General features: G+C 72.0%; 23 protein-coding genes and 1 pseudogene. 12 read left to right on the plus strand and 12 right to left on the minus strand.

The features are described 5' to 3' along the window. Positions 1-11: 11 nt before the first annotated feature. Both ACIBK9_RS16745 and ACIBK9_RS16750 read right to left on the minus strand, forming a co-directional pair. Positions 12-995 carry an ornithine cyclodeaminase family protein gene (locus ACIBK9_RS16745; RefSeq protein WP_397158909.1) on the minus strand — a complete coding sequence of 328 codons (984 nt, stop codon included), beginning with the start codon at positions 993-995 and terminating at the stop codon, positions 12-14. Then, positions 992-1,987, minus strand: a complete 996-nt coding sequence (locus ACIBK9_RS16750; protein WP_397158911.1) for a proline racemase family protein — start codon at positions 1,985-1,987, stop codon at positions 992-994. Before ACIBK9_RS16750 ends, ACIBK9_RS16745 begins: the two co-directional genes overlap by 4 nt. 116 nt (positions 1,988-2,103) lie before the next feature. On the opposite strand from ACIBK9_RS16750, the gene ACIBK9_RS16755 reads away from it, so the two are divergent. Beyond that, positions 2,104-3,090: a heme A synthase gene (locus ACIBK9_RS16755; RefSeq protein ID WP_397158913.1), complete on the plus strand. Its 987-nt coding sequence runs from the start codon at positions 2,104-2,106 to the stop codon at positions 3,088-3,090. 22 nt (positions 3,091-3,112) lie between these two features. Continuing rightward, positions 3,113-3,820 (plus strand): vancomycin high temperature exclusion protein, encoded by a 708-nt coding sequence (locus tag ACIBK9_RS16760; protein ID WP_397158915.1) that lies wholly within the window; start codon positions 3,113-3,115, stop codon positions 3,818-3,820. On the opposite strand, the gene ACIBK9_RS16765 is transcribed toward ACIBK9_RS16760, so the two are convergent. Together ACIBK9_RS16765 and ACIBK9_RS16770 are read right to left on the minus strand one after the other, a co-directional pair. Next, positions 3,796-4,986 carry a PrsW family intramembrane metalloprotease gene (locus ACIBK9_RS16765; protein ID WP_352364398.1) on the minus strand — a complete coding sequence of 397 codons (1,191 nt, stop codon included), beginning with the start codon at positions 4,984-4,986 and terminating at the stop codon, positions 3,796-3,798. The genes ACIBK9_RS16760 and ACIBK9_RS16765 overlap by 25 nt on opposite strands. A 125-nt stretch (positions 4,987-5,111) precedes the next feature. Beyond that, on the minus strand, positions 5,112-6,050 hold the full coding sequence (locus ACIBK9_RS16770; RefSeq protein WP_387680354.1) for a heme o synthase: 939 nt from the start codon (positions 6,048-6,050) through the stop codon (positions 5,112-5,114). 341 nt (positions 6,051-6,391) lie between these two features. On the opposite strand from ACIBK9_RS16770, the gene tkt reads away from it, so the two are divergent. The 6 genes from tkt to pgl are packed head-to-tail and all read left to right on the plus strand — an operon-like array spanning position 6,392 to position 14,452. Further along, complete coding sequence (gene tkt, locus ACIBK9_RS16775; protein ID WP_387680351.1) at positions 6,392-8,422, plus strand: transketolase; 2,031 nt, start codon at positions 6,392-6,394, stop codon at positions 8,420-8,422. Between the two features lie 7 nt (positions 8,423-8,429). Further along, on the plus strand, positions 8,430-9,521 hold the full coding sequence (gene tal, locus ACIBK9_RS16780) for a transaldolase (protein WP_352364404.1): 1,092 nt from the start codon (positions 8,430-8,432) through the stop codon (positions 9,519-9,521). Next, positions 9,518-11,134: a glucose-6-phosphate isomerase gene (locus ACIBK9_RS16785; protein ID WP_358300166.1), complete on the plus strand. Its 1,617-nt coding sequence runs from the start codon at positions 9,518-9,520 to the stop codon at positions 11,132-11,134. The genes tal and ACIBK9_RS16785 overlap by 4 nt, the downstream gene beginning before the upstream one ends. A 1-nt stretch (position 11,135) precedes the next feature. Further along, positions 11,136-12,737 (plus strand): glucose-6-phosphate dehydrogenase, encoded by a 1,602-nt coding sequence (gene zwf / locus ACIBK9_RS16790; protein ID WP_358300168.1) that lies wholly within the window; start codon positions 11,136-11,138, stop codon positions 12,735-12,737. Beyond that, the gene (opcA, locus tag ACIBK9_RS16795; RefSeq protein WP_352323011.1) at positions 12,737-13,651 is read left to right on the plus strand and encodes a glucose-6-phosphate dehydrogenase assembly protein OpcA; all 915 of its coding nucleotides are present in this window, start codon (positions 12,737-12,739) and stop codon (positions 13,649-13,651) included. The genes zwf and opcA overlap by 1 nt, the downstream gene beginning before the upstream one ends. A gap of 27 nt (positions 13,652-13,678) precedes the next feature. Continuing rightward, positions 13,679-14,452, plus strand: a complete 774-nt coding sequence (gene pgl, locus ACIBK9_RS16800) for a 6-phosphogluconolactonase (RefSeq protein WP_357983369.1) — start codon at positions 13,679-13,681, stop codon at positions 14,450-14,452. 39 nt (positions 14,453-14,491) lie between these two features. On the opposite strand, the gene add is transcribed toward pgl, so the two are convergent. Together add and ACIBK9_RS16810 are read right to left on the minus strand one after the other, a co-directional pair. Further along, the gene (gene add, locus ACIBK9_RS16805; RefSeq protein ID WP_397158920.1) at positions 14,492-15,511 is read right to left on the minus strand and encodes an adenosine deaminase; all 1,020 of its coding nucleotides are present in this window, start codon (positions 15,509-15,511) and stop codon (positions 14,492-14,494) included. Positions 15,512-15,652: 141 nt separating this feature from the next. Beyond that, positions 15,653-15,841, minus strand: a complete 189-nt coding sequence (locus ACIBK9_RS16810; protein ID WP_397158922.1) for a hypothetical protein — start codon at positions 15,839-15,841, stop codon at positions 15,653-15,655. 14 nt (positions 15,842-15,855) lie between these two features. On the opposite strand from ACIBK9_RS16810, the gene ACIBK9_RS16815 reads away from it, so the two are divergent. Next, a complete protein-coding gene (locus ACIBK9_RS16815) occupies positions 15,856-16,551 on the plus strand; it encodes a class I SAM-dependent methyltransferase (RefSeq protein ID WP_397159005.1) in 696 nt (231 codons plus the stop codon). A 224-nt stretch (positions 16,552-16,775) separates the two neighbouring features. Here the strand turns inward: ACIBK9_RS16815 and ACIBK9_RS16820 are convergent, their stop codons facing one another. Next, positions 16,776-17,645: an oxidoreductase gene (locus ACIBK9_RS16820; RefSeq protein WP_397158924.1), complete on the minus strand. Its 870-nt coding sequence runs from the start codon at positions 17,643-17,645 to the stop codon at positions 16,776-16,778. 39 nt (positions 17,646-17,684) lie between these two features. After that, positions 17,685-18,515, minus strand: a complete 831-nt coding sequence (locus ACIBK9_RS16825) for a hypothetical protein (RefSeq protein WP_397158926.1) — start codon at positions 18,513-18,515, stop codon at positions 17,685-17,687. Between the two features lie 72 nt (positions 18,516-18,587). On the opposite strand from ACIBK9_RS16825, the pseudogene ACIBK9_RS16830 reads away from it, so the two are divergent. After that, positions 18,588-19,004: pseudogene (locus tag ACIBK9_RS16830) on the plus strand (Clp protease N-terminal domain-containing protein); the annotation flags it as partial. A 186-nt stretch (positions 19,005-19,190) separates the two neighbouring features. Here ACIBK9_RS16830 and ACIBK9_RS16835 read toward each other — a convergent pair. Then, positions 19,191-20,213, minus strand: a complete 1,023-nt coding sequence (locus ACIBK9_RS16835) for a GNAT family N-acetyltransferase (RefSeq protein ID WP_358300185.1) — start codon at positions 20,211-20,213, stop codon at positions 19,191-19,193. Between the two features lie 107 nt (positions 20,214-20,320). Here ACIBK9_RS16835 and ACIBK9_RS16840 point away from each other — a divergent pair, with 107 nt between their 5' ends. Beyond that, positions 20,321-21,697, plus strand: a complete 1,377-nt coding sequence (locus tag ACIBK9_RS16840; RefSeq protein WP_358300188.1) for an FAD-dependent oxidoreductase — start codon at positions 20,321-20,323, stop codon at positions 21,695-21,697. A gap of 39 nt (positions 21,698-21,736) precedes the next feature. Then, a complete protein-coding gene (locus ACIBK9_RS16845; RefSeq protein WP_387679959.1) occupies positions 21,737-23,341 on the plus strand; it encodes an amidohydrolase in 1,605 nt (534 codons plus the stop codon). Positions 23,342-23,390: 49 nt separating this feature from the next. Here ACIBK9_RS16845 and ACIBK9_RS16850 read toward each other — a convergent pair whose 3' ends face one another. The 3 genes from ACIBK9_RS16850 to tpiA all read right to left on the minus strand — a co-directional run bounded on the left by ACIBK9_RS16850 (position 23,391) and on the right by tpiA (position 24,925). Next, positions 23,391-23,735: an RNA polymerase-binding protein RbpA gene (locus tag ACIBK9_RS16850; RefSeq protein WP_082310244.1), complete on the minus strand. Its 345-nt coding sequence runs from the start codon at positions 23,733-23,735 to the stop codon at positions 23,391-23,393. 74 nt (positions 23,736-23,809) lie between these two features. Further along, a complete protein-coding gene (secG, locus tag ACIBK9_RS16855; RefSeq protein ID WP_090942947.1) occupies positions 23,810-24,040 on the minus strand; it encodes a preprotein translocase subunit SecG in 231 nt (76 codons plus the stop codon). A gap of 99 nt (positions 24,041-24,139) precedes the next feature. Continuing rightward, a complete protein-coding gene (tpiA, locus tag ACIBK9_RS16860; RefSeq protein WP_357705739.1) occupies positions 24,140-24,925 on the minus strand; it encodes a triose-phosphate isomerase in 786 nt (261 codons plus the stop codon). Between the last annotated feature and the right edge of the window lies 1 nt (position 24,926).

Consider the following 24,926-nt stretch of genomic DNA (forward strand, 5'->3'; position numbering starts at 1 on the left):
CGCCTTCCCTCCTACTTCCACGCCTCGTACGCGGCCGCGGCGACCACCAGGTCCTGCCACGCCATGCCCGTGCTCTTGAACACCCGCGGGCCGGGACCGGCCACCACCCTCCCGGCGATCAGCTCGGCGAGGTTCCCGGCGAGATGACCAGAGGTGATCGTACCGTGGCGGATCGGGATGATCACGTCGCCGGCTTCCTCGAGGGCGGCCGATCTGGCCTCGACGACCACGGTGGCGCGGGCGACGAGGTCGCCGTCGAGCTCGCGGACGCCGGGCTCGTGCGACCCGACCGCGACCACGGTGACGCCGTCCCGGGCGAGCTTACCGGGGAACAGCGGCTGCGCGGCCGTGGTGCAGCAGGCGACGAGGTCGGCGGCCCGGATCGCGTCCGCCACCGCGCCGGGCACCACCGCGGCTTCGGCGGTGGGGGCTTCGGCGGTGGGAGCTCCGGTGGTCAGGGGTTCGGCGGCCAGGCCCAGGGTGCGGCAGCGGGCGGCCAGGGCGGCGGCGCGGGCGGGGTCGCGGCCCACGACCGTGACGTGCTCGACGGGCCGCACCTCGCGCAGGGCCAGGACGTGCCCGTACGCCTGCGGCCCGCTGCCGAACACCACCAGGCGGCGTGCGTCCGGCTCGGCCAGGTGGGCGACGGCCAGGGCGGAGACGGCGGGCGTGCGCAGGGACGTGAGCGCGATGCCGTCCAGGGCGGCGAGCGGGGCCAGGGTCGGGCCGTCCAGCAGCAGGTACGTCCCCTGGATGCGGGGCAGCCCGCGCCCGGGGTTGTCGGGCGTGACGGTGACGGCCTTGACCCCGGCGTAGCGGCCGGCGGCGGCGGGCATGAGCAGGAGCTGCCCGGCCGGCAGGTCCACGGCCGGCCGCCGGGGCGTCAACTCGGGGTCGAGCCCGTCGCGCAGGGCCTGTTCGAGGACGGCCACCGCGCGGCCGACCGGCACCAGCCGCTCCAGCACGGGCCCGTCGATGTAGGGAAGAGCGCTCATCGCAGCGTGAACCCCGTTCCGATCGGGTCGTCGGGATCGAGCTCGAAGACGTGCCGGCCGGTGCGGTAGGCCATGCCCTCGATCTCCGGCACGATCCCCTCGGCCGTCACCCCGGCCACCCGCGCCCGGAAGACGGACCCGACGACGCTCTCGTGCACCAGGGTGCCGCGCAGGCCGGCGTCGTGCAGCAGCGCCACCCTGGCGGCGGTGCCCGACCCGCACGGCGACCGGTCCACCTCGCCGTCGGCGAAGACGGTGACGTTGCGCTGCCGGACGTTCAGCCCGTCACCCGACAGCTCGCCGTCCGGTACGGCGTCGGCCGGCAGGTCGTCGTAGAAGATGACGCCGTAGACGCCGGACAGGCGGTCGTCGCGTGGGTGGCGGGTGGCGGGGTGGCCGGCCAGGGCGGCCTTGATGCGGCGGGCGTGCCCGACGAGGGCGGTCAGGTGGCGGGGCTCGACGGACAGCCCCAACTCCCCCGCCGAAATAGACGCATAAATCGCCCCGCCGTACGAAATATCAACCTTCGTTCCAGCGACGGCCACGTCCCGCGCGATCACGTACGACGGGACGCTCACGAACGTCACTCCCGCCACCCGCCCGCCCGAGCACCGCACCCGCGCCCTGACCCGCCCCGACGGCACGTCCACCACCACGTCGGTCTCCCCGTCGGGGTCGGCCTCGACCAGCCCCTCCTGCACCGCGTAGGCCCCCAGGGCGATCGTGCCGTGCCCGCAGGCGGTGGAGAAGCCGTCCTTGTGCCAGAACAGCGCGCCCAGATGCGCCCCGGCGTCGTCGGGCGGGACGAGGAAGCAGCCGTACATGTCGGCGTGCCCGCGCGGCTCGTGGCACAGCAGCCGCCTGACGTGGTCGGCGTGGGCGGGCGCGTTCTCCCGCCGGGTGAGCACGTCCGCTCCGGGGATGCCGGGGACGCCTCCGGTCACGATCCGGAACGGCTCGCCGCCCGTGTGGTAGTCGACAGTTGTGATCACAGTTCGAAGCCCCTCCGGACCGGGTCGGGAAAGCCGCCAGGAGTAACATGTCACATTGTCACGTTCCGGAGAAGCCCCTGACGGGACCGTCCCACCTGGCCCGTACCATCGTTGACGTGAAGGAATCCACCGGCCACCCCAATGTCCTGGCCCGCGCGCTGCGCTCGTTCTGGGCGCCGACCGCGCGCTCGATGCGCGGCTGGGCGCTGGCCTCCGTGGTGGCCAACGCGGGCATCGCGGTGACCGGCGCGGGCGTGCGGGTGACCGGTTCCGGCCTCGGCTGCCCGACCTGGCCGAGGTGCACGCCCGACAGCTTCGTGCCCGTCGCCCATCCCGAGATGTCGATGCTCACGATGCTCATCGAGTTCGGCAACCGGCTGCTGACGTTCCTGGTGCTGGCGGTGGGCGCGGCGTGCGTCGTCGCGGCGCTGCGCCTGGTCCCGCGCAGGCGGGCGCTGGTGCGCCTGGCGCTGCTGCAGCCGGCGGGCGTGCTGGCCCAGGCTCTGTGGGGCGGGCTGGTGGTCAGGACCGCGCTCAGCCCGTTCACGGTCGGCATGCACTTCCTGATCTCCATGGCGCTGATCGCCGCCTGCTGGATGCTCTACGCGCGCGCCGGCGAGGGCGACGGCCCGGCCGCCGGGATCGCCCACCGCGACGTCCGGCGGCTCGGCCACGCGCTGCTCGCCGCCACGGCGGTGCTGCTGGTGGCGGGCGTGGTGGTCAGCGGCACGGGCCCGCACTCGGGCGACGTCATCGCCTCCCGGTTCGGCTTCGACATCGAGACCGTGGCCCGGCTGCACGCCGACATCGTCTACGTCGTCGTCGGCCTGACGTTCGCGCTGCTGTTCGCGCTGCGCGTGACCGGCGCGCCCCGGGCCGCCAGGCGGGCCGCGCTCGGGCTGTTCGTCGTGGAGCTGGGCCAGGGCGTGATCGGCTACACCCAGTACTTCCTGGCCGTGCCGGCCGCGCTGGTGCTGCTGCACGTGCTCGGCGCCTCGCTGGTGTGGATCGCCGCGCTGCGGGTGGTCACCTCGCTGCGCAGCAGAGGCCCGCTGGAGGTCCCGGCCGCCGCCGCTCACACGGAAGCGCCCGCTCCGGTCTGACCGTTGTGCGATGGTATGGGGTGTGCTGCGACTCCCTAGGCTCTCGCGCAGGCTGCTGCGCCGTACGTACCAGGGGCTGGTGCTGGTCAGCGTGCTCGCGCTGGCGCCCATGACCTGGGCCTGGCTCGACAGCTCGCCGCACCGCGTGGTGGCCGACAGCGGCGGCTGGCTGGGCCGGGTGCCGCCCGCGCAGGCCGCGCTGGTGCTCGGCGCCGGGCTGTGGCGCACCCAGCCCACGCCGATGCTGGCCCGCCGGCTCGACGTGGCCGCCGAGCTCTACCGGGCGGGCAAGGTGCGGGCGCTGCTGCTGTCGGGCGACAACAGCCGCAAGGAGTACGACGAGCCCACCGCCATGCGCGACTACCTGCTGCGCAGGGGCGTGCCGGCCGACGTGATCGTGCTCGACTACGCCGGGTTCGACACCTGGGACTCGTGCGTACGGGCCCGCCGGGTGTTCGGCGCCGAACGGGTCACCGTCGTCACCCAGGTCTTCCACCTGCCGAGGGCCGTCGCGCTGTGCCGGACGGCCGGGCTGGAGACGTTCGGCGTGGGCGACGACTCCACCCGCCAGTGGGCGGCCACCACGTACGTCTACGCCACCCGGGAGCTGCTGGCCACCGGCAAGGCCGTGGTGGACGCGCTGCTGCTGCACTCCGACCCGGTCTTCCCCGGGCCGCGCGAGGTCTCGCTGACCCAGATCCTGGCTCAGCGGGGCGCGCCGGGCGCGTAGCCGGGCGGCGGGGTGCCCCTGGCCATCCGGCGGGCGTGCACCGGCGGCACCGGGAAGTCGGCGCGGGCGGTGCTCATGCACTCCAGCAGGGCCCGCTGCTCCTCGTGGAAGGCCTGCTCGTCGACGATGTGGCGGGCCGCCCGCTCGTGCAGCAGGCCGAGCTCGGTGGCGGCGAGCTGGTAGTCGCGCATGGCGCGCACCCCGCGCTTGCCGCCGTAGGCCCTGGCCCACTGCCTGGCCTGGCGGCGCCTGGCGAACGTGGACAACATGTAGATGTCGGCCGGCCCGACCAGCCTGGTCGGCTCGTATGGCGGCAGGTAGGTCTGGATGAGCGCGACGATGCGCCGCCGGTCCCTGAACACCACGCCGATCAGCACGACGAGCACCACCAGCAGCGCCAGGTAGGCCACCACGAGCCCGGGGAAGCCGCCGTAGGAGGCCAGGCCGTTCCACAGGCCGTGCAGGATCATCGCCCCCGACCAGCCGGCCAGCACCAGGAACACCCGCTCGGGCCCCTGGCGCTGGGCCGCGTAGGCGACGGCCACCCCGATCATCGAGCTGAACAGCGGATGGGCGAACGGCGACAGGATGCCGCGCAGCACCACGGTGACCGCCAGGCTGCTGACGCCGTTGCCGTTGAGCGCCGACAGGTAGTAGCTGACGTTCTCGCTCATGGCGAAGCCGAGGCCGACCATGCTGGCGTAGATGATGCCGTCGGTGGGGCCGTCGAGCTCGGCCCGGCGGAACTTCAGCAGGCCGAGCAGCACCAGGCCCTTCATCGTCTCCTCGACCACCGGCGCGCCGAAGGTGGCCGCCAGGTTGCGGGCGCTGGTCGGCGAGAGCTTGGCGGTGTCGATGAAGTAGTGGAGGTTGAGCGAGTTGATCGCGCCGGCGACCAGCACGGCGATGCCCGCGCCCCAGGCGAAGGCGAAGATCAGGTTGCTGCGCGGCTCCGGCTCCATGCGGTCGAGCGCCAGCACGGCGGCCAGCAGCAGCGGCACCGGAGCCAGGGCGAGCCCGAGCGCGATGAAGAACTGCACCGGCTCACCGTTGATCACGTCGAAGGAGAACGAGACCAGGGCGCAGATGCCGGTGAGGACCAGCCCGGTGATCAACGCGAACGACGGGCGGTCCTTCAACACCCAGCGTGGATCACGGGTCGCCATACCGTGACTTTAACGGATCGAAGGGCCGGGGTCCGTGCCGACCGCCCGCGCGGGACAGCCACTCCTCACCGTCCGGACACGCGCGTCGCGGGCCTCGCGCACGGCGGTCAGGACGGTCACGGCGCTCAGGCCAGCAGCGGGTCGATCGCGACGGCGAGGAAGAGCAGCGCGAGGTAGGCGTTGGACCAGTGGAAGAAGCGCATCGGGCGCAGGTCGACGCCGCTCTTGCCGGCGTTGAGCCGGGCCAGCAGGCGGTGGACCTCCCACAGGCAGACCACGCCGAGCACGACCGCGACGACCGGGTAGAACAGCGTGGTGCCGGCCACCGGCCACAGGGCCAGCGAGCACAGCACGGTCGCCCAGGTGTAGGCCACGGACTCCAGGATCACCCGCCGCTCGGTGGCCACCACCGGCAGCATCGGCACCTTGGCCGCCGCGTAGTCCTCCTTGTAACGCATGGCGAGGGTCCAGGTGTGGGGCGGCGTCCAGAAGAACACCACGCCGAACAGCACCAGGGGCGCCCAGTCGAGCCGCTCGGTGATGCCCGCCCAGCCGATCATGACCGGCATGCAGCCCGCGATGCCGCCCCAGACGATGTTCTGGGCCGTGCGGCGCTTGAGCACCATCGAGTAGACGATGACGTAGAACAGGATCGCGCCGGTGGACAGCACCGCGGCCAGCCAATTGGTGGTGAGCCACAGGCCAACAGTGGACAAAATCCCCAGGACGATGCCGAAGATCAGCGCGCCGCGCGGCGACACCTGGTGCCTGGCCAGCGGCCGGCGGCGGGTGCGCCGCATCTTCTGGTCGATGTCGCGGTCGACGTAGCAGTTGAGCGCGTTGGCGCTGCCCGCCGACAGGGTGCCGAAGACCATGACGGCGATCGACTTCCACAGCGGCGGCAGGCCGCCGGCCGCCAGGAACATCACCGGCAGGGTCGTGATCAGCAGCAGCTCGATGATCCGCGGCTTGGTGAGCGCGACGTAGGCCTTCACGACCATGCCGAACGTGCGCGGCGCCCCGGGCTCGGTCGAGGGGGTCGTGGCCTGCCTGTTGGTCAGCACCGTCAAGGCGCTTCCAGCCTGTGCGGAGTCAACGCGTAACCTCTGATTAGAGCGGATCGATGAGTGGCGCCGTGGCGCCTCTGCGAACAAACAAACTGTAGTCGCAGGGGCGGACGGTCCGGCCAATGGGGGGCTTGCGCCATTCATGGACACGCGAGGGTGGAATGGGAATCGATCGCCAGCTCCACTCGGTTAGGGTCCCGTGTGGGCGGGATAGCCAACAGGTACTGCCAAATGACAACTAGATTCCGGAGATCGAGCACTTGAGCACCGAACTCGTGCCAGCCCTTGAATGGACCGACCTCGACAAGAAGGCCGTCGACGTCGTCCGGGCCCTGGCGATGGACGCAGTGGAGAAGGCGGGCTCGGGTCACCCCGGCACCGCCATGAGCCTGGCCCCCGCCGCATACCTGCTGTTCCAGCGCGTGATGCGCCACGATCCCAGCGACCCCAACTGGGCGGGCCGCGACCGGTTCGTGCTGTCGTGCGGCCACACCAGCCTGACGCTCTACATCCAGCTCTACCTGTCGGGCTACGGCCTGACGCTCGACGACCTGCGGCGGCTGCGCCAGTGGGACAGCCTGACCCCGGGTCACCCCGAGCACGGCCACACCGCCGGCGTGGAGACCACCACCGGCCCGCTCGGCCAGGGCCTGGGCAACGCGGTCGGCATGGCGATGGCGGCCCGCCGCGAGCGCGGCCTGTTCGACCCCGACGCCGAGCGCGGCTCCTCGCCGTTCGACCACCACATCTGGTGCTTCGTCAGCGACGGCGACATCGAGGAGGGCATCAGCCACGAGGCCAGCGCCCTGGCCGGCCACCAGAAGCTCGGCAACCTCGTCGTCCTGTACGACGACAACCACATCTCCATCGAGGACGACACCCTCATCGCCAAGTCCGAGGACGTCGTCAAGCGCTACGAGGCGTACGGCTGGCACACCGAGAGCGTCGACTGGACCGCCGGCGGCGAGTACGAAGAGGACGTCCAGGCGCTGTACGAGGCGCTGGAAGCGGCCAAGGCCGAGACCGACCGGCCCTCCTTCATCCGGCTGCGCACGATCATCGGCTGGCCGGCGCCGAACAAGAAGAACACCGGCAAGATCCATGGCGCGGCCCTGGGCGAGGCGGAGATCGCCGCGACCAAGGAGATCCTGGGCATGGACCCGGCCAAGAGCTTCGACGTGCCGGCCGAGGTGCTGCAGCACGCCCGCGAGGTGGTCGCCCGCGGCCGTACCGAGCGTGCCGAGTGGGACAAGGGATATGCCGAATGGCGCCTGGCCAACCCCGAGCGGGCCAAGGAGTTCGACCGCATCTCCCACCGCGAGCTGCCCGCCGGCTGGGCCACGGCCCTGCCCGAGTTCGAGACCGGCTCCTCGATGGCCACCCGCAAGGCCAGCGGCGAGGTGCTGGGCGCGCTGGCGCCGGTGCTGCCCGAGCTGTGGGGCGGCTCGGCCGACCTGGCCGAGTCGAACCTGACCACGATGAAGGGCGAGCCGTCCTTCATCCCCGAGGAGTACCAGACCAAGGACTTCCCCGGTAACCGCTACGGCCGCACGCTGCACTTCGGCATCCGCGAGCACGCCATGGGCGCGATTCTCAACGGCATCGCCCTGCACGGCGGCACCCGCCCCTACGGCGGCACGTTCCTGGTCTTCTCCGACTACATGCGCCCCTCGGTGCGCCTGGCGGCGCTGATGAAGCTGCCGGTCACCTACGTCTGGACGCACGACTCCATCGGCCTGGGCGAGGACGGCCCCACCCACCAGCCGATCGAGCACCTGTGGGCGCTGCGCGCCATCCCCGGCCTCGACGTCGTCCGCCCGGCCGACGCCAACGAGACCGCGCATGCGTGGAAGACGATCCTGGAGCACACCGACCGTCCCGCCGCCCTGGCGCTGACCAGGCAGAACGTGCCGGTCTACGAGGGCACGAGCGCCGACGGCGTGGCCCGCGGCGGCTACGTGCTGCGCGAGGCGTCCGACGGCCAGCCGCACGTGATCATCATCGCCACCGGCAGCGAGGTCGAGGTGGCCGTGCAGGGCCGCGAGCTGCTGGAGGCGCAGGGCATCCCGGCACGAGTGGTGTCGATGCCGTGTGTCGAGTGGTTCAACGGGCAGGACTCCGCGTACCGGCAGACCGTCCTGCCGAGCTCGATCAGGGCTCGGGTCGCGGTCGAGGCCGGCGTCGCGCTCGGCTGGCACCAGTTCGTCGGCGAGTGCGGCGAAGTGGTCAGCCTGGAGCACTTCGGCGCCTCGGCGCCGTACAAGACGCTGTACGAGCAGTTCGGGCTCACGGCCGAGCGCGTGGCGGCCGCGGCCAAGGCGAGCCTCGCCAAGCTGGGTCAGGACAAGGGCGAGACGACGGGAAACTGAGAAGAAGATGAGCGAGAACCTCAACAAGCTGTCCGGCCAGGGCGTTTCCATCTGGCTCGACGACATCAGCCGCGAACGGCTGCGCACGGGCAACCTCGACCAGCTGATCCGCGAGAAGAACGTCGTCGGGGTCACCTCCAACCCGACGATCTTCGCCGGCGCGCTCAGCAAGGGCGACGCCTACAACGCCCAGCTCCACGACCTGGCCGTCCGCGGCGTCACCGTGGAGGAGGCCGTCCGCGCCATCACCACGTACGACATCCGCTGGGCCGCCGACGTGCTGCGCCCGGTCTACGACGCCACCGGCGGCGTGGACGGCCGCGTCTCGCTGGAGGTCGACCCGCGGCTGGCCCGCGAGAGCGAGAAGACCGTGGCCGAGGCCAGGGCGCTGTGGTGGATGGTCGACCGGCCCAACCTGTTCATCAAGATCCCGGCCACCCTTGAGGGCCTGCCCGCGATCACGCAGGCGCTGTCGGAGGGCATCAGCGTCAACGTCACGCTGATCTTCTCCCTGGAGCGCTACCGCGCGGTCATGGACGCCTGGCTGGCCGGCCTGGAGGCCGCGCAGGCCAAGGGCCTGGACCTGGCCACGATCGAGTCGGTGGCCTCGTTCTTCGTCAGCCGCGTCGACACCGAGATCGACAAGCGGCTGGACAAGCTCGGCAAGCCGGAGCTGAAGGGCAAGGCCGGCATCGCCAACGCGCGCCTGGCCTACGCCGCCTACGAGGAGGTCGTCAGCTCCGAGCGCTGGCAGCGCCTGCGCGCCGCGGGCGCCCGTCCGCAGCGCCCGCTGTGGGCCTCGACCGGGGTGAAGAACCCCGACTACTCCGACACCATGTACGTCGACCAGCTCGTCGCCCCCGGCACCGTCAACACGATGCCGGAGAAGACCCTCGACGCCACCGCCGACCACGCCCAGGTCACCGGCGACACCGTGCGCCCCTTCTACGAGCAGGCCTGGAACACCATGGCCGCGCTCAAGGACGCCGGCATCGACTACGACGACGTCGTGCGGGTGCTGGAGGAGGAGGGCGTCGAGAAGTTCGAGGCGTCCTGGAACGAGCTGCTGGAGAGCGTCACCAAGAATCTGGTGCCATGATCGAGGTGTCCTACCGCGAGGAGGGGGTGGCCGCGGCCGCCTCCTCCGTCGCGGGGCGCCTCGTCGCCGACGGCGTGCCCGCGCGGCTGGCCGGCGGCGACCCCACGCTGTGGGGCGAGGACGCCGAGGCGGTGGCGGCGGTCCGGCTCGGCTGGCTGACGCTGCCGCGCACCTCCCGCGAGCTCCTTCCCGAGCTGGGCAAGCTCGTGGAGCGGGCGCGCGCCGAGGGCCTGACGAACGTGGTGCTGGCCGGGATGGGCGGCTCGTCGCTGGCTCCCGAGGTGATCTGCCAGACCGCCGACGTGCCGCTGACCGTGCTTGACACGACCGACCCCGCGCAGGTCCGGCGGGCGCTGACCGACCTGCTGGAGTCCACGGTCGTGGTGGTGGCCAGCAAGAGCGGCTCGACCGTCGAGACCGACTGCCACCTGCGCATCTACGAACAGATCTTCACCGAGGCGGGCATCTCGCCCGCCGACCGGATCGTGGTCGTCACCGACCACGGCTCACCGCTGGAGCAGCGGGCCGTCGACGGCGGCTACCACCTGGTGCTGGCCGTCCCCGACGTGGGCGGCCGCTATTCGGCGCTGTCGGCGTTCGGGCTGGTGCCGAGCGCGCTGGCCGGGGCCGACGTCGAACGGCTGCTGGACGACGCCGAGGAGGTGCTGCCGCTGCTGTCCCTGGACACCGGCAACCCCGGCCTCGACCTGGGCGCGGCCCTCGGCGGCGCGGCGCTGGCCGGGCGCGACAAGCTCGTGCTGGAGGACCAGCTCTCGGGCATCAACGGGCTGCCCGACTGGATCGAGCAGCTCGTCGCCGAGTCCACCGGCAAGCAGGGCCGGGGCATCCTGCCGATCGTCAACGCCGACCCCAACCACACCAGCGACGAGCTGGTCGTCGCGATCGAGTCCGACAACGGCGCCGTACGCGTCGACGGGCCGCTCGGCGGCCAGTTCCTGGTCTGGGAGTACGCGACCGCCGTGGCCGGGCTGCTGCTGGAGATCGACCCGTTCGACCAGCCGAACGTGGCCGAGTCCAAGGAGAACACCGCGGCCCTGCTGGCCCTGCCCGACCTGCCGCTGGGCGCGCCCGCGCTGGTCGACGGGCCCGTCGAGGTCTACGGCGCGGTCCGCTCCCACGACCTGCCCGGCGTGCTGGCCGAGCTGCTGAAGGCCATCCCGCACGACGGCTACCTGGCCGTGATGGCCTACCTCGACCGGCTGGCCGCCTTCGACGCGCCGGTGCCCGAGGGGGCCGACTTCGAGCAGATGACCGACGCGTGGATGATGGCCGACGCGGCCACGCTGCGCGCCCTGCTCGCCATCCGCACCAACCGGCCGGTGACGTTCGGGTGGGGGCCGCGTTTCCTGCACTCGACCGGCCAATACCACAAGGGCGGGCCGCAGAACGGCGTGTTCCTGCAGATCACGGGTGCGGTGGCCGACGACGTCGCCGTCCCCGGGCAGCCGTACACGCTGGGGCGGCTCCAGCTCGCGCAGGCGCTGGGCGACCTGGCCGCGCTGGAGACCCGCGGACGGCCCGCCGTACGCCTGCACTTGACGGACCGCGCGACGGGTGTCGCGCATTTGCTCGCAGCCGCACAGGAGGTTTGAGATGACTGACGAAGCATCTCCTGAGGAGGAGGTCGTCGCGGTGGCGGCGGCCGTGGCGAACACCGCCACGACATTGGAGGTCGCCGAGGCCAACCCCTTGCGCGACCCGCGTGACAAGCGGCTGCCGCGGGTGGCGGGGCCGTGCGTGCTGGTGCTGTTCGGCGTGACGGGCGACCTGGCCAAGCGCAAGCTGCTGCCGGCCATTTACGACCTGGGCAACCGCGGCCTGCTGCCGCCCGGTTTCTCGCTGGTCGGTTTCGCCAGGCGCGACTGGAAGGACCAGGACTTCGCGCAGTTGACGCACGACGCGGTCAAGGCGCACGCGCGTACGCCGTTCCGCGAGGAGGTCTGGAAGCAGATCCTCGAAGGCATCCATTTCGTGCCGGGCGAGTTCTCCGACGACGGAGCCTTCGACGCGCTGGCGATGGCGTTGGCGGAGATCGACCAGACCCGCGGCACGGGCGGCAACTACGCTTTCTACCTGTCCGTCCCGCCCAAGTTCTTCCCCGTGGTGGTCGAGCAGCTCAAGCGCACCGGGCTGTCCGACGCGCCCGAGGGGTCGTGGCGGCGGGTGGTCATCGAGAAGCCGTTCGGCCACGACCTGAAGTCGGCCCACGAGCTGAACGAGATCACCACGTCGGCGTTCCCGGAGAGCTCGATCTTCCGGATCGACCACTACCTGGGCAAGGAGACGGTCCAGAACATCCTGGCGCTGCGCTTCGCCAACAACCTGTACGAGCCCATCTGGAACCGCAGCTTCGTCGACCACGTGCAGATCACCATGGCCGAGGACATCGGCATCGGCGGGCGCGCCGGCTACTACGACGGCATCGGCGCGGCCCGCGACGTGATCCAGAACCACCTGCTCCAGCTGCTCGCGCTGGTCGCCATGGAGGACCCGACCTCCTTCGACGCCTCGGCGCTGCGCCGGGAGAAGGAGAAGGTGCTCAAGGCGGTGCGGCTGCCGTCCAACCTGGGGCTCAACACCGCGCGCGGCCAGTACGCGGCCGGGTGGCAGGGCGGCGAGAAGGTCGTCGGCTACCTCCAGGAGGAGGGCATCTCCGCCGAGTCGACCACCGAGACGTACGCGGCCATCAAGCTGGAGATCGCCAACCGGCGGTGGGCCGGGGTGCCGTTCTACCTGCGTACCGGCAAGCGGCTGGGCCGCCGCGTCACCGAGGTGGCCGTGGTGTTCCAGCGGGCGCCGCACCTGCCCTTCAGCAAGACCGACACCGAGATCCTGGGCCAGAACGCCCTGGTCATCCGCGTCCAGCCGGACGAGGGCATCACCGTGCGGTTCGGGTCGAAGGTCCCGGGCACCGCCATGGAGGTGCGCGACGTGTCCATGGACTTCGCCTACGGCGAGTCGTTCCTGGAGTCCTCGCCCGAGGCGTACGAGCGGCTGCTGCTCGACGTCATGATCGGCGACCCGCCGCTCTTCCCGCACCAGCGCGAGGTCGAGCTGTCCTGGACGATCCTCGACCCGATCGAGGACTTCTGGGCCACGCAGGGACAGCCCGAGGGGTACGAGTCGGGCTCGTGGGGCCCGGAGTCGGCCGACGCGATGATGGCGCGCGACGGCCGCGTGTGGAGGAGACTCTAGTGACGACGTTCATGCTGTCGGACACGACGGCCGGCAAGATCTCGGCGCAGCTCATGCTGCTGCGCCACCAGATGGGCGCGCCCGCCATCGGCATGGTGCTGACCCTCGTGGTGGTCTCCGAGGAGCGCCACCAGTACGACGCGCTGCGCGCCGCCACCGAGGCGGCCCGCGAGCACCCCTCGCGCATCATCGTGGTGATCAAGCGGGAGGAGGCCGAGCCCAACCGGCTCGACGCCGAGCTGCGCATCGGCGAGAACACGCCGGGCGAGGTCGTGGTGCTGCGCCTGTACGGCGAGCTGACCCAGCACGCCGACTCCGTCGTCAGCCCCCTGCTGCTGCCCGACACCCCCGTGGTGGCCTGGTGGCCGGGCGCGGCCCCCGACGTGCCGTCCAAGGACGCGATCGGCGCCCTGGCCCAGCGGCGCATCACCGACGCCAAGGGCTTCGAGAACGGCGGCGCCGCGTCGCTGGTCACCCGCGCCAAGGGGTACGCCCCCGGCGACACCGACCTGGCCTGGGCCCGGCTGACGCCGTGGCGCAGCCTGCTGGCCGCCGCGTTCGACCAGCCGGTGGGCAAGGTGCGCAAGGGCGTGGTGGAGGCCAGCGCCGGGCACCCGAGCGCGCCGCTACTGGCGGCCTGGCTGTCGGAGCGGCTGGGGGCGCCGGTCAAGGTGGGCGAGTCGGCCGGTCCGGGCCTGACCGCCGTACGGCTGCAGACCGGCGACGGCGAGCTGTCGGTCATGCGTTCCGACGCGCGGCTGGCCACGCTGTCGCGGCCCGGCCAGCCCGACCGGAACGTGGCCCTGGCCCGGCGGCACACCTCCGAGCTGATGGCCGAGGAGCTGCGCCGGCTGGACAGCGACGAGGTCTACGAGGCCGCCGTCAAGCGCTTCGCCCGTACGTACAAGGGCTGACCCCCCTCCACTTGAGAAAGAAGTGTCGTGAGCGTTCCCAACGTTGTCGTGCACCGCGACGCCGACGTCCTGGCCAAGGCCGTGGCGGCGCGCATCATCACGCGCCTGGTCGACGTGCAGTCGGCCAAGGGGTCGGCCTCGATCGTGCTGACCGGCGGCACGGTCGGCATCGCCACGCTGGCCGCCATCGCCGCCACGCCCGCCCGTGACGCCGTCGACTGGCGGCGCCTGGACGTCTGGTGGGGCGACGAACGTTTCGTGCCCACCGGCGACAAGGAACGCAACGAGACCGGCGCCCGCCAGGCGCTGCTCGACCACGTGGACCTGGACCCCGGCCGGATCCACGTCATGCGCGGCCCCGACTCCGGCATGACGGCCGAGGAGTCGGCCGAGGCGTACGCCGCCGAGCTGCGCGCCGCGGCCCGCCCCGAGGACCACGGCCCGGTGCCGGCCTTCGACGTCATGCTCCTCGGCATGGGCCCCGACGCGCACGTGGCCTCGCTGTTCCCCGGCATGCCCGCCCTGTACGACACGCGCCCGGTCGTCTCCGTGCACGGCTCCCCCAAGCCGCCCCCCACCCGCATCTCCCTGACGCTGCCCGCCATCCAGGCGGCGCGCGAGGTGTGGGTGGTGGCGGCCGGCGAGGAGAAGTCGGGCGCGGTACGCCTGGCCCTGTCGGACTCGGGGCACGTCCAGGTGCCGGCGGCCGGCGCCCGCGGCCGGGCCGGCACCCTGTTCCTGCTCGACCGCGCCGCCGCCGCCAAGATCCCCCCAGAACTGGGCCGCCTGGCCTCCCCCTGACCTCGAACGCGGGTCGCGGGCACACGACGTTCCTGGCCGTCAGAGGTCGGCGGTCAGGGTGTCGATCTCCTTGAGGAGGGTCTGCTTGCGGTCGGCGGCCAGGTAGGAGGCGTTGACGGCGTTGCGGGCCAGTTGGGCCAGCTCGGTGGCGCCCAGGCCGAGCACGTGCGCGGCGGCGCGGTACTCCCCCGCCAGCGTGGTGGCGAACATGGGCGGGTCGTCGCTGTTGAGCGTGACGTACAGGCCCTCCTCCAGCATCCGGGGCAGCGGGTGGGCGGCGAGCTCGGGCACCTGACCGGTGCAGACGTTGGAGGTGGGGCAGACGTCCAGGGGGAGCTGGGTCTCGCGCAGGTGGGCGACCAGGCGGGGGTCGGACAGGCAGTTGATGCCGTGGCCGATGCGCTCGGCGCCGTAGCCCTCGATGACCTCCCACATCGTCTCGGGGCCGCTCATCTCGCCGCCGTGCGGGACGCTGTGCAGGCCGGCGGCGCGTGCGGCGGTGAAGGCGTCGCGGTAGGCGTCGCGGTATTTGGGACGGTCCTGTTCGATGCCTCCGATGCCGAAACCTACCAATGCGGCGGGAGGTTCGCGCAGAGCGTGGTCGACGGTGATCCGGGCGGCCTCCTCGCCGTACTCGCCGGGGATGTCGAAGATGTAGGCCATCTCCACGCCGTGGTCGGTCAGGGAGCGGCGGGCGGCCAGGTCGAGGGCCTCGGTCACCTCGCGCATGGGCATGCCGACCACGTGATGGGCGTACGGGGTGACCTGCAGCTCGGCGTACCGGCCGCCCTGTCCGGCGAGGTCCCTGGCCAGGCCGAGGACGAGGGTGGCGACGTCCTCGGGCTCGCGGACCAGGCTGTTGACGGCCTGGTACACGCGGGCGAAGTGGGGGAAGTCGAGGAAGGTGTAGAAGCGGCGCAGTTCCTCCTCGGAGGTCGGGACCTCACTGCCGGGATGCCGCCGGGACAGCTCCAGCACGGTGTCGACCGAGGCCGATCCGACCAGATGTACGTGCAGCTCCACCTTGGGCAGCGCGTCGATGAAGGCGTCGATGGTCATGGCGAAGACCATAAGCCTGAGATTTCCTTCTAAAACAGGGAATCGGGCGAAATTTCACCTTAAGATGTCAGGATTCGGGCTGCGGGGTAGGCTTCGGGGTTGTGAGGGATCCTGAGGCCTATGACCGCGGCTTCGCGCGGCTCAGCTCGCACACCGTCCAACCCCTGCTCGCCGCCGTGACCCGAGTCGACACCGCACCCCCAGGCGACACCCCGACCCCAGGCGACACCCCGACCCCAAGCGACACCCCGACCCCAAGCGACACCCCGACCCCAAGCGACACCGCGACCCGAGGTGCCGCCGCGACCTCAGGCGCCGACGTGACCCCATACTCGGAAGGCCGGGTGGAGCGGCGTCCTGAGGTCGGTGTTCCAGAGGGGCGTCGGGAGCGGATTCTTGACGTCGGATGTGGCACCGGCGTGGTCACGGCGGCCGCGCTCGCGACCGGCGCCGAGGTCACCGCCGTGGACGCCGACCCCGCCATGCTGGAGCTGGTCGCCCGCCGCCACCCCGCCGCCACCGTCCGCCGGGCCACCCTGCCCGTCCTGCCGTTCGAGGACGCCTCCTTCGACGCCGTGGCGGGCAACTTCGTCGTCAACCACGTCGCCGACGTCCCGGCGACGCTCGCGGAGCTGCGCCGGGTGCTGCGTCCCGGCGGCGCCGTCGCGCTGACCTGGTGGAAGTCCGACGAGATGACGGCCACGAACGTCTTCGCCGAGGCCCTGGCGGCGGCGGGGGTGCCGTACGAACCCCCGGTCCGCCCCTTCGCCGTCGTGGAACGGCCGGAACGCTTCGCCGGGCTGCTGGAGGAGGCGGGCTTCACGTCCGTGGACGTGCGGACGCTGCGCTGGCGGCACCGGGTGGACGTCGCCGCCTGGTGGAGCGGCGTGGTCGAGGCGGGCGGCCCGCGTTTCGAGACGATCGCCCGGCAGCCGCCGGAGACCTACGCCCGCGTCCGGGCCTGCTACGACCGCCTGGCCGCCCCGTACTCCGGCACGGGCTTCCCCGTCTGCGCCCACCTGGCCCGCGGCCTGCGCTGACCGGGCCCAGGACCGGCGGCAGCCGCACGCCGCCGACCGACTCCTCGCCGAAGGGCGGCCCAGTGAAGATCGTGGTTACCACATCAGACTCGGGAGCGACGTCCGCGTCGAGCTCGCCGCGCCCTCCGGCCCGCTCGACCAGGGCACGCACGCCGACCGCCGTGTGGAAGCGTCGAGGACAGCCCCATGAGCGGCGAGTGCTTGCGCTCCCGGCGGCACGCCCTTCAGCGGTGGGCGATCTCCTCGAACCGTACGCCAGTGAGCTGCGCGGACACCTCCCACAGCCGCCGCGCGACCTCCTCGGACCTGGCCGTCTCCGAGGGCGTGAGCAGCTTCAGCCGGGGGCCGACGAACTCGCCGCCGGTGATGTCCGGCGAGGTGGCGGCGTACAGCGAGGGGGCGGCACCGGCGTCGGCCGACTGGAGGAACAAGTGCAGGAGGGGCTGCAGGGGCCCCAGCTTGACGAAGCGGGTCGCGGTGGCACCTGGGTGGGTGGCCACGCTGATCAGGCCCGCACCGGCGCTGCTGGCCCGCCGCTGGAGCTCCAGGGTGAAGAGCAGGTTGGCGAGCTTGGACCGTCCGTACGCGCTCATCCGGCCGTAGCCGCGTTCCAGGGCGAGGTCGTCGAAGTCGAGCCTGCCCATGGAGTGCGCGTCGCTGGAGACGGTGACCACGCGGGCGTGCGGAGCGGCCAGGAGCCGTGGCAGGAGCAGCCCGGTGAGCGCGAAGTGGCCGAGGTGGTTGGTGCCGAACTGCAGCTCCCAGCCTTCCTTGGTCAGCTGACGGGGGATCAGGCCGATCCCGGCGTTGTTGATCAGCAGGTCCACCTTGTCCACCGTGTCGGCGAAGCGCCGGATCGAGGACTGGTCGGCCAGGTCGAGGGCGCCGTACGCGACGTCGGCCCCCGGCACGGCCCGCCGGATCTCCGCCACGGCGGTCTCGCCTTTGTCCGCCGAGCGGGCGGCCACGACGACGCGGGCTCCGTGCCGGGCCAGCTCGCGGGCGGTGGGCAGGCCGATGCCGCTGTTGGCGCCGGTCACGATGGCCGTTGTGCCGGTTAGGTCCTGGATGTCAGCGGGCGTCCAGGGGGCCATCGCCCCTCCTTGCAGGTGTACGAACGCGTTTCGTGCACCTTAGTCCAGTCGGCGGCGGGCTTGGCGCTCCTCGCGGCGCGTGACCTCCAGACGTTGCCGGACCTCCTCCAGCCGCTTGCGGGCCTTGGCGAGCTTGCGTTCCAGCCGGGCGACCTTCTCGGCGCGCTCGTCGTAGTCGCGGGTGACCGACTCCAGCGCCTCGGCCCACTCCCGGTGGGCCGCCTCGGCCTCCGCCCGCTCCTTCGCCTTCCTGGCCTCCTTCGCCTCCTTGGCCTCTCGGGCCTGCCTCGCCTCGACCTCCGCCCGCGCCTCGGCCGCCGCGTCCTTCCCGGCCCGCCCCCGCCCACGCGCCCCGGGCCGGGGCTCGCTGGAGGCGGCGGTGGCGGGCTCGGTGGAAGCGGCGGGCGCTGGCGCGGGGGCGAAGCCGCTGTAGCTGAGCGGTTTGGCCAGGCGGCCGGCCCGCACCTGCTCGGCGGCGCCGGCGTCCACGACGGCCGCGTCCAGCGTCTGGTCCACCTCCGAGGCGGCCGCCGCCGACAGGCCGCCGGCCTGCCTGGCCAGCCTCGCCACCTTGGCGGTCGCCTCGCCACGCGACCGGGTCAGCTCGGCCAGCGCCCCGGCGTCCTGCGCCTGCCAGGCCGCGCGCAGCCGCTCCCCCACGCCGAGCAGTTCGGCCAGCTCGGCGGGGTGCTGCCGGGCCAGCCGGTTGACCGCCCAGGCCGAGACGGTGGGCTTGCGCAGCTTCGCGATGTCCCGCGAGAGCCGTACGTCGCCCGCCTCCTTGGCCGCGCGGACCTCGGCCGCGCGGACGGCGGTGAACTCCGCCGGCGGGACTGCGTAGAGGCGGCCGGCCACCTCGTCAAGATCCACACAGGACAAATACCCCACACGGCGGGGTTTGTAGCGCATAGTGGAGGCAGCCCCAGTCGAACGGAGGCCCCGGTGTTCGAACGCTTCACCGACCGTGCGCGCAGGGTCGTCGTGCTCGCCCAGGAGGAGGCGCGGCAGCTGAGCCACGACTACATCGGCACGGAACACATCCTGCTGGGCCTCATCCGCGAGGGCGAGGGGCTGGCCGCGCTGGTGCTCGACGGCTGCGGCGTGGAGCTGGAGCACGTACGGGCCTTCGTGGAGCGCGAGGTGGGCCGCGGGGCCAGCTCGCCGAGCGGGCACATCCCCTTCACCCCGCGCGCCAAGAAGGTGCTGGAGCTGTCCCTGCGCGAGGCCCTGCAACTGCGCCACAACTACATCGGCACCGAGCACATCCTGCTCGGGCTGATCAGGGAAGGCGAGGGGCTGGCCGCCCAGGCTCTGGCGGACACCGGCGCCGACCTGACCGACGTCCGGCAGCGCCTGCTCGACCGGGTGGGCCGCGGCACCAGGGAACGTCCTACGGAGGTGTACTTCGGCGGCGGCTCGGTGCTCGCCGAACGGCTCACCCGCATCGAGGAGAGCCTGGAACGCATCGAGCGCCACCTGGGCATCGGCCCTGCCGCCGCCGACCCTGCCGCCGCCGACCCCGAGTCCGGCGAGCCCGAGGAGGGCCTAGGCTGAGGCCCGCGCGCCGACCGGCAGCCGCGCCTCCACGACGCCCGGGTCCTCGGTCCGGCCGAGCGAGGCGCCCAGCGTGGTCAGCAGGCCGCGCATCCGCGCGTTGTCGGCCAGCAGGGTGGCCCTGACCTCCGCGTACCCGAGGTCGCGCGCCTGCCGCACCAGCATCCGGGCCAGCACGGCGCCCAGGCCACGCCCCTGCCAGCGGTCCTCGACCAGGAAGGCCATCTCGGCGATGCCGGGGTCGGGGGTGAACATGAGGTTCGCCATCGCCACGACCTGGCCGTCGTGCCCGGCGACCAGCGAGAAGCCCCTGCCGCGGTCGCAGAGCCGGTCGAACGCGCGCGGCGGGAGCGCGGGCATCGAGGTGAAGTAGCGGAACCTGCGGGCCTCGGGCGAGCACCTGTCGTGCAGGTCGCGCACGGCCTCGCGGTAGATCGTGGTGAGCGGCCGCACGGTGATCTCGGCGCCGTCGGCCAGTTTCAGTGCGCGTTCGGACGGGGTCTGCTCGGGCGCGGGCTGGGCGAGCCGGGCGAAGGAGGCCGCGCGGGCGGCCTCGGTCAGCGTGAACGGCAGCCCGGTGCGGCGCAGCCGGACCGCGCGCCGCCGCGCCACGGGCACGACGAGCAGGGTCGGGTCGGGGAGATCGCTCACCGGTTCACCATAGATCCACCGGGCGTCGTCCGCGCGCAGCAGCTCGGCCAGCAGCTCGGGCAGCCGCCAGGGCGTGGAACGCAGTCGGGAGGCCAGCAGCAGCGCCCTGGTCGGCTCGTCGGTCAGCTCGTGGGCGGTGGCGGGCACCACCTGGACGCGCCGGCCGCCGGCGGCCTCCAGCGCCTCGCGCACGGCCTCAGGGCTCGCCGGGATGTCGGCCACGAACTCGTCGACCGTGCCGTCGGCGTCGGACTGGACGCTCAGGCCGAGGATGTTGCCGCCCCTGGCGGCCAGGGCCGAGGCCAGCGAGGCCAGCCGTCCGGGTCGCTCGTCCACCGTGGTCCGGATGCGCAAGAATCCCATGGGAGGAGCATGCCTGGGACGTGTTACATGCCCGCTAACGACGGGTTTCATCACGAATTTCGTCGTGAGATGCGCCACCTAATCCCGATATAGCAGGATATGGGGCCATGAATGCGCGAGTTCCCTTGTCGTCCGGATTCGTCAACGGTGACGTGTCCTTCTGGTACCGCTCGTCCGGGGTGCCGGAGCCCGGTCCGCGGCTCGACGGCGACCTGCAGGCCGACGTGGCGATCGTCGGGGCCGGCTACACGGGGCTGTGGACCGCGTACTACCTCAAGAAGGCCCGCCCTTCACTCCGGGTGGTGCTGCTGGAGCAGGAGTTCGCCGGGTTCGGCGCCTCGGGGCGCAACGGCGGCTGGCTGACCGGCGACCTGGCCGGCTCCCACGAACGGTACGGCTCGGACGCCCGCCGGCTGCAGCGCGAGATGTACGCCTCCATCGACGAGGTCATCGCGGTCTGCGAGAACGAGTCGATCGACTGCGACATCGTCAAGGGCGGCGTGGTGAACGTGGCCCGCACCCCCGCCCAGGCCGACCGGCTGCGCGCCTCGGTGGCCGCCGCCCGCGCCTGGGGCATCGAGGAGGCGGACCTGCGCCTGGCCGACCCCTCGGAGCACGTCCGCGTGGCGGGCGCCCTGGCGGCCTCCTGGAGCCCCCACTGCGCCCGCATCCAGCCCGCCAAGCTGGCCCAGGGGCTGGCCAGGGCCGTACGCGACCTCGGCGTCCCGGTCTACGAGCGCACCCCGGTCACCGAGATCGCCCCCGGCCGGGCGGTGACCCCGTACGGGACGGTCACGGCGGCGTACGTCATCCGCGCCACCGAGGGCTTCACCGCCCGCCTGAACGGCCTGCGCCGCCAGTGGCTGCCCATGAACAGCTCCATGATCGTCACCGAGCCGCTCCCCGCCTCCTTCTGGGACGAGGTCGGCTGGCGGGGCGCCGAACTGCTCGGCGACCTCGCGCACTACTACATGTACGCCCAGCGCACCGCCGACGACCGCATCGCCTTCGGCGGCCGGGGCCGTCCCTACCTGTACGGCTCCCGCATCGACGCCCGCGGCCGCACCCACGAGTGGACGGTCGAGGCCCTGTGGCGGCTCCTGGTCGACTTCTTCCCCGCGGCCCGCTCCTCCTCGGTCGCGCACGCCTGGTCGGGCGTGCTGGGCGTGCCGCGCGACTGGTGCTCGACCGTGCACGTGGACCGCGCGACCGGCCTGGGCTGGGCCGGCGGCTACACCGGGCACGGCGTGACCACGACGAACCTCGCCGGGCGCACCCTGCGTGATCTCATACTCGGGGAGGAGACGGAGCTGACGTCCCTGCCGTGGGTGGGGCGCAAGGTGCGCTCCTGGGAGCCCGAGCCGCTGCGCTGGATGGGGGTGCACGCGATGTACCGCCTGTACCGGGTGGCCGATCATCGGGAGCGTTCCATGCCCCGCACCTCGGCCCTGGCCCGCTTCGCCGACCTGATCACCGGCCACTGACCCCGCACTGAGAACCGCACTGAGAAAGGGAGAACCTCCTTGAACATCCTCTTCCGTGGTGGCAGCGCCTTCATCGGCGGCGCCGTGCGGCGCGACGCCGTGCTGGTGCGGGACGGGGTGATCGCCGCCGTCGGCCCGGAGGGCGAGCTGTCCCGCAGCGCCCCCGGCCACGACACCGTCGACCTGGACGGCGGCCTGCTCACCCCGGGCTTCATCGACGCGCACATGCACCCGGTACAAGCCGGACTCGAAAGAGCGAAGTGCGACTTGTCAGAGATCTTCGGCCTAGACACCTACATAGCCAAGATCTCCGACTACGCCACGAAAAATCCAGAAAAAGAGTGGATCGACGGCGGAGGCTGGGACATGTCAGCCTTCCCCAACGGCCTCCCTCACCGCTCCCAGCTCGACTTCCTCGACCGGCCCGCCTACCTGATCCAGCGTGACCACCACGCCGCCTGGGTCAACTCCCGCGCCCTCGACCTGGCCGGCATCACCCGGGACACCCCCGACCCCGCCGACGGCAGGATCGAGCGCGACGCCGACGGCACCCCGTCGGGCGTCCTGCACGAGGGCGCGATGGACCTCGTCGGCCTGCTGGCCCCCCGGCCCACCGCCGAGGACCAGGCCAGGGCCCTGGCCGAGGCCGAACAGCACCTGTTCTCGCTGGGCGTCACCGGCTGGCAGGACGCCATCGTCGGCTCGTACGCCGGCTCTGACGACCAGCTTCCCACCTACCTCGACGCCGCCCGCGCGGGCCGGCTGCGCGCCCGCGTGGTGGGCGCGCTGTGGTGGGACAGGACGCGCGGCGAGGACCAGATCGAGGACCTGGTCCGCAGGCGGGCCGCCGCCGAGGGGCTGGACCGGTTCGCCGCCACCTCGGTCAAGATCATGCAGGACGGCATCACGGAGAACTTCACCGCCGCGACGCTGGAGCCGTACTGCCGGTGCGGCGGCACGGGCCTGTCCTACGTCGATCCCGGCAAGCTCAAGCGGTACGTCGCCGAGCTGGACCGGCTGGGCTTCCAGGTGCACTTCCACGCCATCGGCGAACGCGCCGTGCGCGAGGCCCTGGACAGCTTCGAGGGCACCGACCCGGCCAACCGCCACCACATCGCCCACCTGCAGATCATCGAGCCGTCCGACGTGCCGCGCTTCGCCGCGCTGGGCGTCACGGCCAACCTGCAGCCCCTGTGGGCCACCCACCACGCCCAGATGGACGAGCTGACGCTGCCGTTCCTGGGTGAGCCGCGCTCGTCGTGGCAGTACCCCTTCAAGGATCTCCAGGCGCACGGCACCCGGTTCTGCGCGGGCAGCGACTGGCCGGTCTCCGACGCCGACCCGATCCAGGGCATGCACGTGGCGGTGAACCGTACCGAACCGGGCGGATCGGTGCACGCGGGCTACCCGACGGCGCAGACGCCGTTCCTGCCCGGCCAGCGCCTCGACCTGGCCACGGCGTTGAGCGCGTACACCGAGGGGTCGGCCTGGATCAACCGTTCGCCGGCGGGCGTGATCGCGCCCGGCCGCCCGGCCGACCTGGTGGTGCTCGACCGCGACCCCTTCGAGCTGCCCCCGGCCGACATCTGGACGACGCGGGTGCGCATGACGTTCGTCGACGGCGTGGCGGTGCACGGCCGATGACGCGCGAAGGGCCCCGGTGACCAGCACCAGGGCCCTTCCGCCGGCTCGCCTACCAGGGGGACTTGTTGTTGCGCAGGCGCTCCAGTGCCTCCTCGAGGATCGCCTTGCCGTCCTTGTCGCTCCGGCGCTCCTTCACGTAGGCCAGGTGCGTCTTGTACGGCTCGTTCTTGGGCGGGGCAGGCGGGGCCTCCTCGTCCTGTCCGGCTGGGAGGCCGCAACGTGGGCAATCCCACATCTCGGGGACCGCCGCGTCGCTGGCGAAACTGGGGCGCGTCTCGTGCATGTTGGCGCACCAGAACGAGACCCGCACTCTCGGAGCTGCCTCGCCGCGCTCGGCCTCCCCCATAGGGCCGGCGCCGACTCGGCTGCCACGGATCGCGTTGCCACTACCCACGGATGAACTCCTCGCTCGATCGCCCCGCGTCGTGACACGGGGGGAGAATCACTGTCACGCGTTAATCAGTTGTCTCAAGGCCGCATGAGCAGGCCGAGAGCGATGATGCAGACGAACCAGACGGTGCCCGTGATGACGGTCAGCCGGTCGAGGTTGCGCTCCACCACCGAGGAACCACCGAAGTTCGACGAGAAACCGCCGCCGAACATGTCAGACAGGCCGCCACCCTTGCCCTTGTGGAGCAGGACGAGCAGGATCATGAGACCGCTCGCCAGGATGAGGGCGATGGAGATTCCGATTTCCACGGTATGCCTGTTCCTTCAGTGCTCTGTTACGCGTGACGATTCAAACTTGCCTCTTGAGGGTACGGCCTGGTGTCAAGTCGCACCCTCAGAACGACTCAGTTAGCCAGGCAATTCGGAGAATCGGCAGATCTTGGCGAACTCCCCGGCATCGATGCTGGCACCGCCCACGAGCGCGCCGTCGACATCGGGTTGAGCCATGATCCCCACGATATTGCCGGACTTGACCGAGCCACCGTAAAGGATACGGACCGCAGAGGCCACTTCGGGGTCGTAGAGCTCCGCGAGTCTCACCCGCAACGCTCCGCAGACCTCCTGGGCGTCCTCCGGGGTGGCCACCTCGCCCGTGCCGATCGCCCACACGGGCTCGTAGGCCACCACTATCGATTTTGCCTGCTCGGCGCTGATTTTGCGCAGGGCGCCGTCGAGTTGGCCGAGACTGTGCGCGATGTGGCCGCCCTCTTGGCGCACCGCCAGCCCCTCGCCGACGCACAGGATGGGCGTGAGCGAGTGCCGGTAGGCCGCCTGCACCTTGGCGTTGACGAGGTCGTCGTCCTCGCCGTGGTACTGGCGGCGCTCGGAGTGGCCGATGACCACGTACGTGCAGCCGAGCTTGGCCAGCATGACGCCCGACACCTCGCCGGTGTAGGCGCCGCCGTCGTACTGGGACAGGTCCTGGGCCCCGTAGACGATGCGCAGCTTGTCGCCGTCGACCAGCGTCTGGACGCTGCGCAGGTCGGTGAAGGGCGGCAGGACGGCCACCTCGGCCTTGTCGAAGTCCTTGTCGCTGAGCGCGAACGCCAGCTTCTGGACCAGGGCGATGGCCTCAAGGTGATTGAGGTTCATCTTCCAGTTGCCGGCGATGAGCGGCTTGCGCTGCTGGGCCACC

Origin of the sequence: Nonomuraea sp. NPDC050227 (assembly GCF_044459705.1) — a bacterium.
In the GTDB taxonomy this organism is placed as follows: Bacteria; Actinomycetota; Actinomycetes; order Streptosporangiales; family Streptosporangiaceae; genus Nonomuraea.

Excerpts from the sequence above, each read along its gene's own strand:
- ACIBK9_RS16745 (WP_397158909.1), bottom strand. The coding sequence starts at position 995 with ATGAGCGCTCTTCCCTACATCGACGGGCCCGTGCTGGAGCGGCTGGTG.
- ACIBK9_RS16765 (WP_352364398.1), bottom strand. The coding sequence starts at position 4,986 with ATGGCGACCCGTGATCCACGCTGGGTGTTGAAGGACCGCCCGTCGTTC.
- tkt (WP_387680351.1), top strand. The coding sequence starts at position 6,392 with ATGGACGCAGTGGAGAAGGCGGGCTCGGGTCACCCCGGCACCGCCATG.
- tal (WP_352364404.1), top strand. The coding sequence starts at position 8,430 with ATGAGCGAGAACCTCAACAAGCTGTCCGGCCAGGGCGTTTCCATCTGG.
- ACIBK9_RS16785 (WP_358300166.1), top strand. The coding sequence starts at position 9,518 with ATGATCGAGGTGTCCTACCGCGAGGAGGGGGTGGCCGCGGCCGCCTCC.
- zwf (WP_358300168.1), top strand. The coding sequence starts at position 11,136 with ATGACTGACGAAGCATCTCCTGAGGAGGAGGTCGTCGCGGTGGCGGCG.
- add (WP_397158920.1), bottom strand. The coding sequence starts at position 15,511 with ATGACCATCGACGCCTTCATCGACGCGCTGCCCAAGGTGGAGCTGCAC.
- ACIBK9_RS16810 (WP_397158922.1), bottom strand. The coding sequence starts at position 15,841 with ATGGGGTCACGTCGGCGCCTGAGGTCGCGGCGGCACCTCGGGTCGCGG.
- ACIBK9_RS16820 (WP_397158924.1), bottom strand. The coding sequence starts at position 17,645 with ATGGCCCCCTGGACGCCCGCTGACATCCAGGACCTAACCGGCACAACG.
- ACIBK9_RS16835 (WP_358300185.1), bottom strand. The coding sequence starts at position 20,213 with ATGGGATTCTTGCGCATCCGGACCACGGTGGACGAGCGACCCGGACGG.
- ACIBK9_RS16840 (WP_358300188.1), top strand. The coding sequence starts at position 20,321 with ATGAATGCGCGAGTTCCCTTGTCGTCCGGATTCGTCAACGGTGACGTG.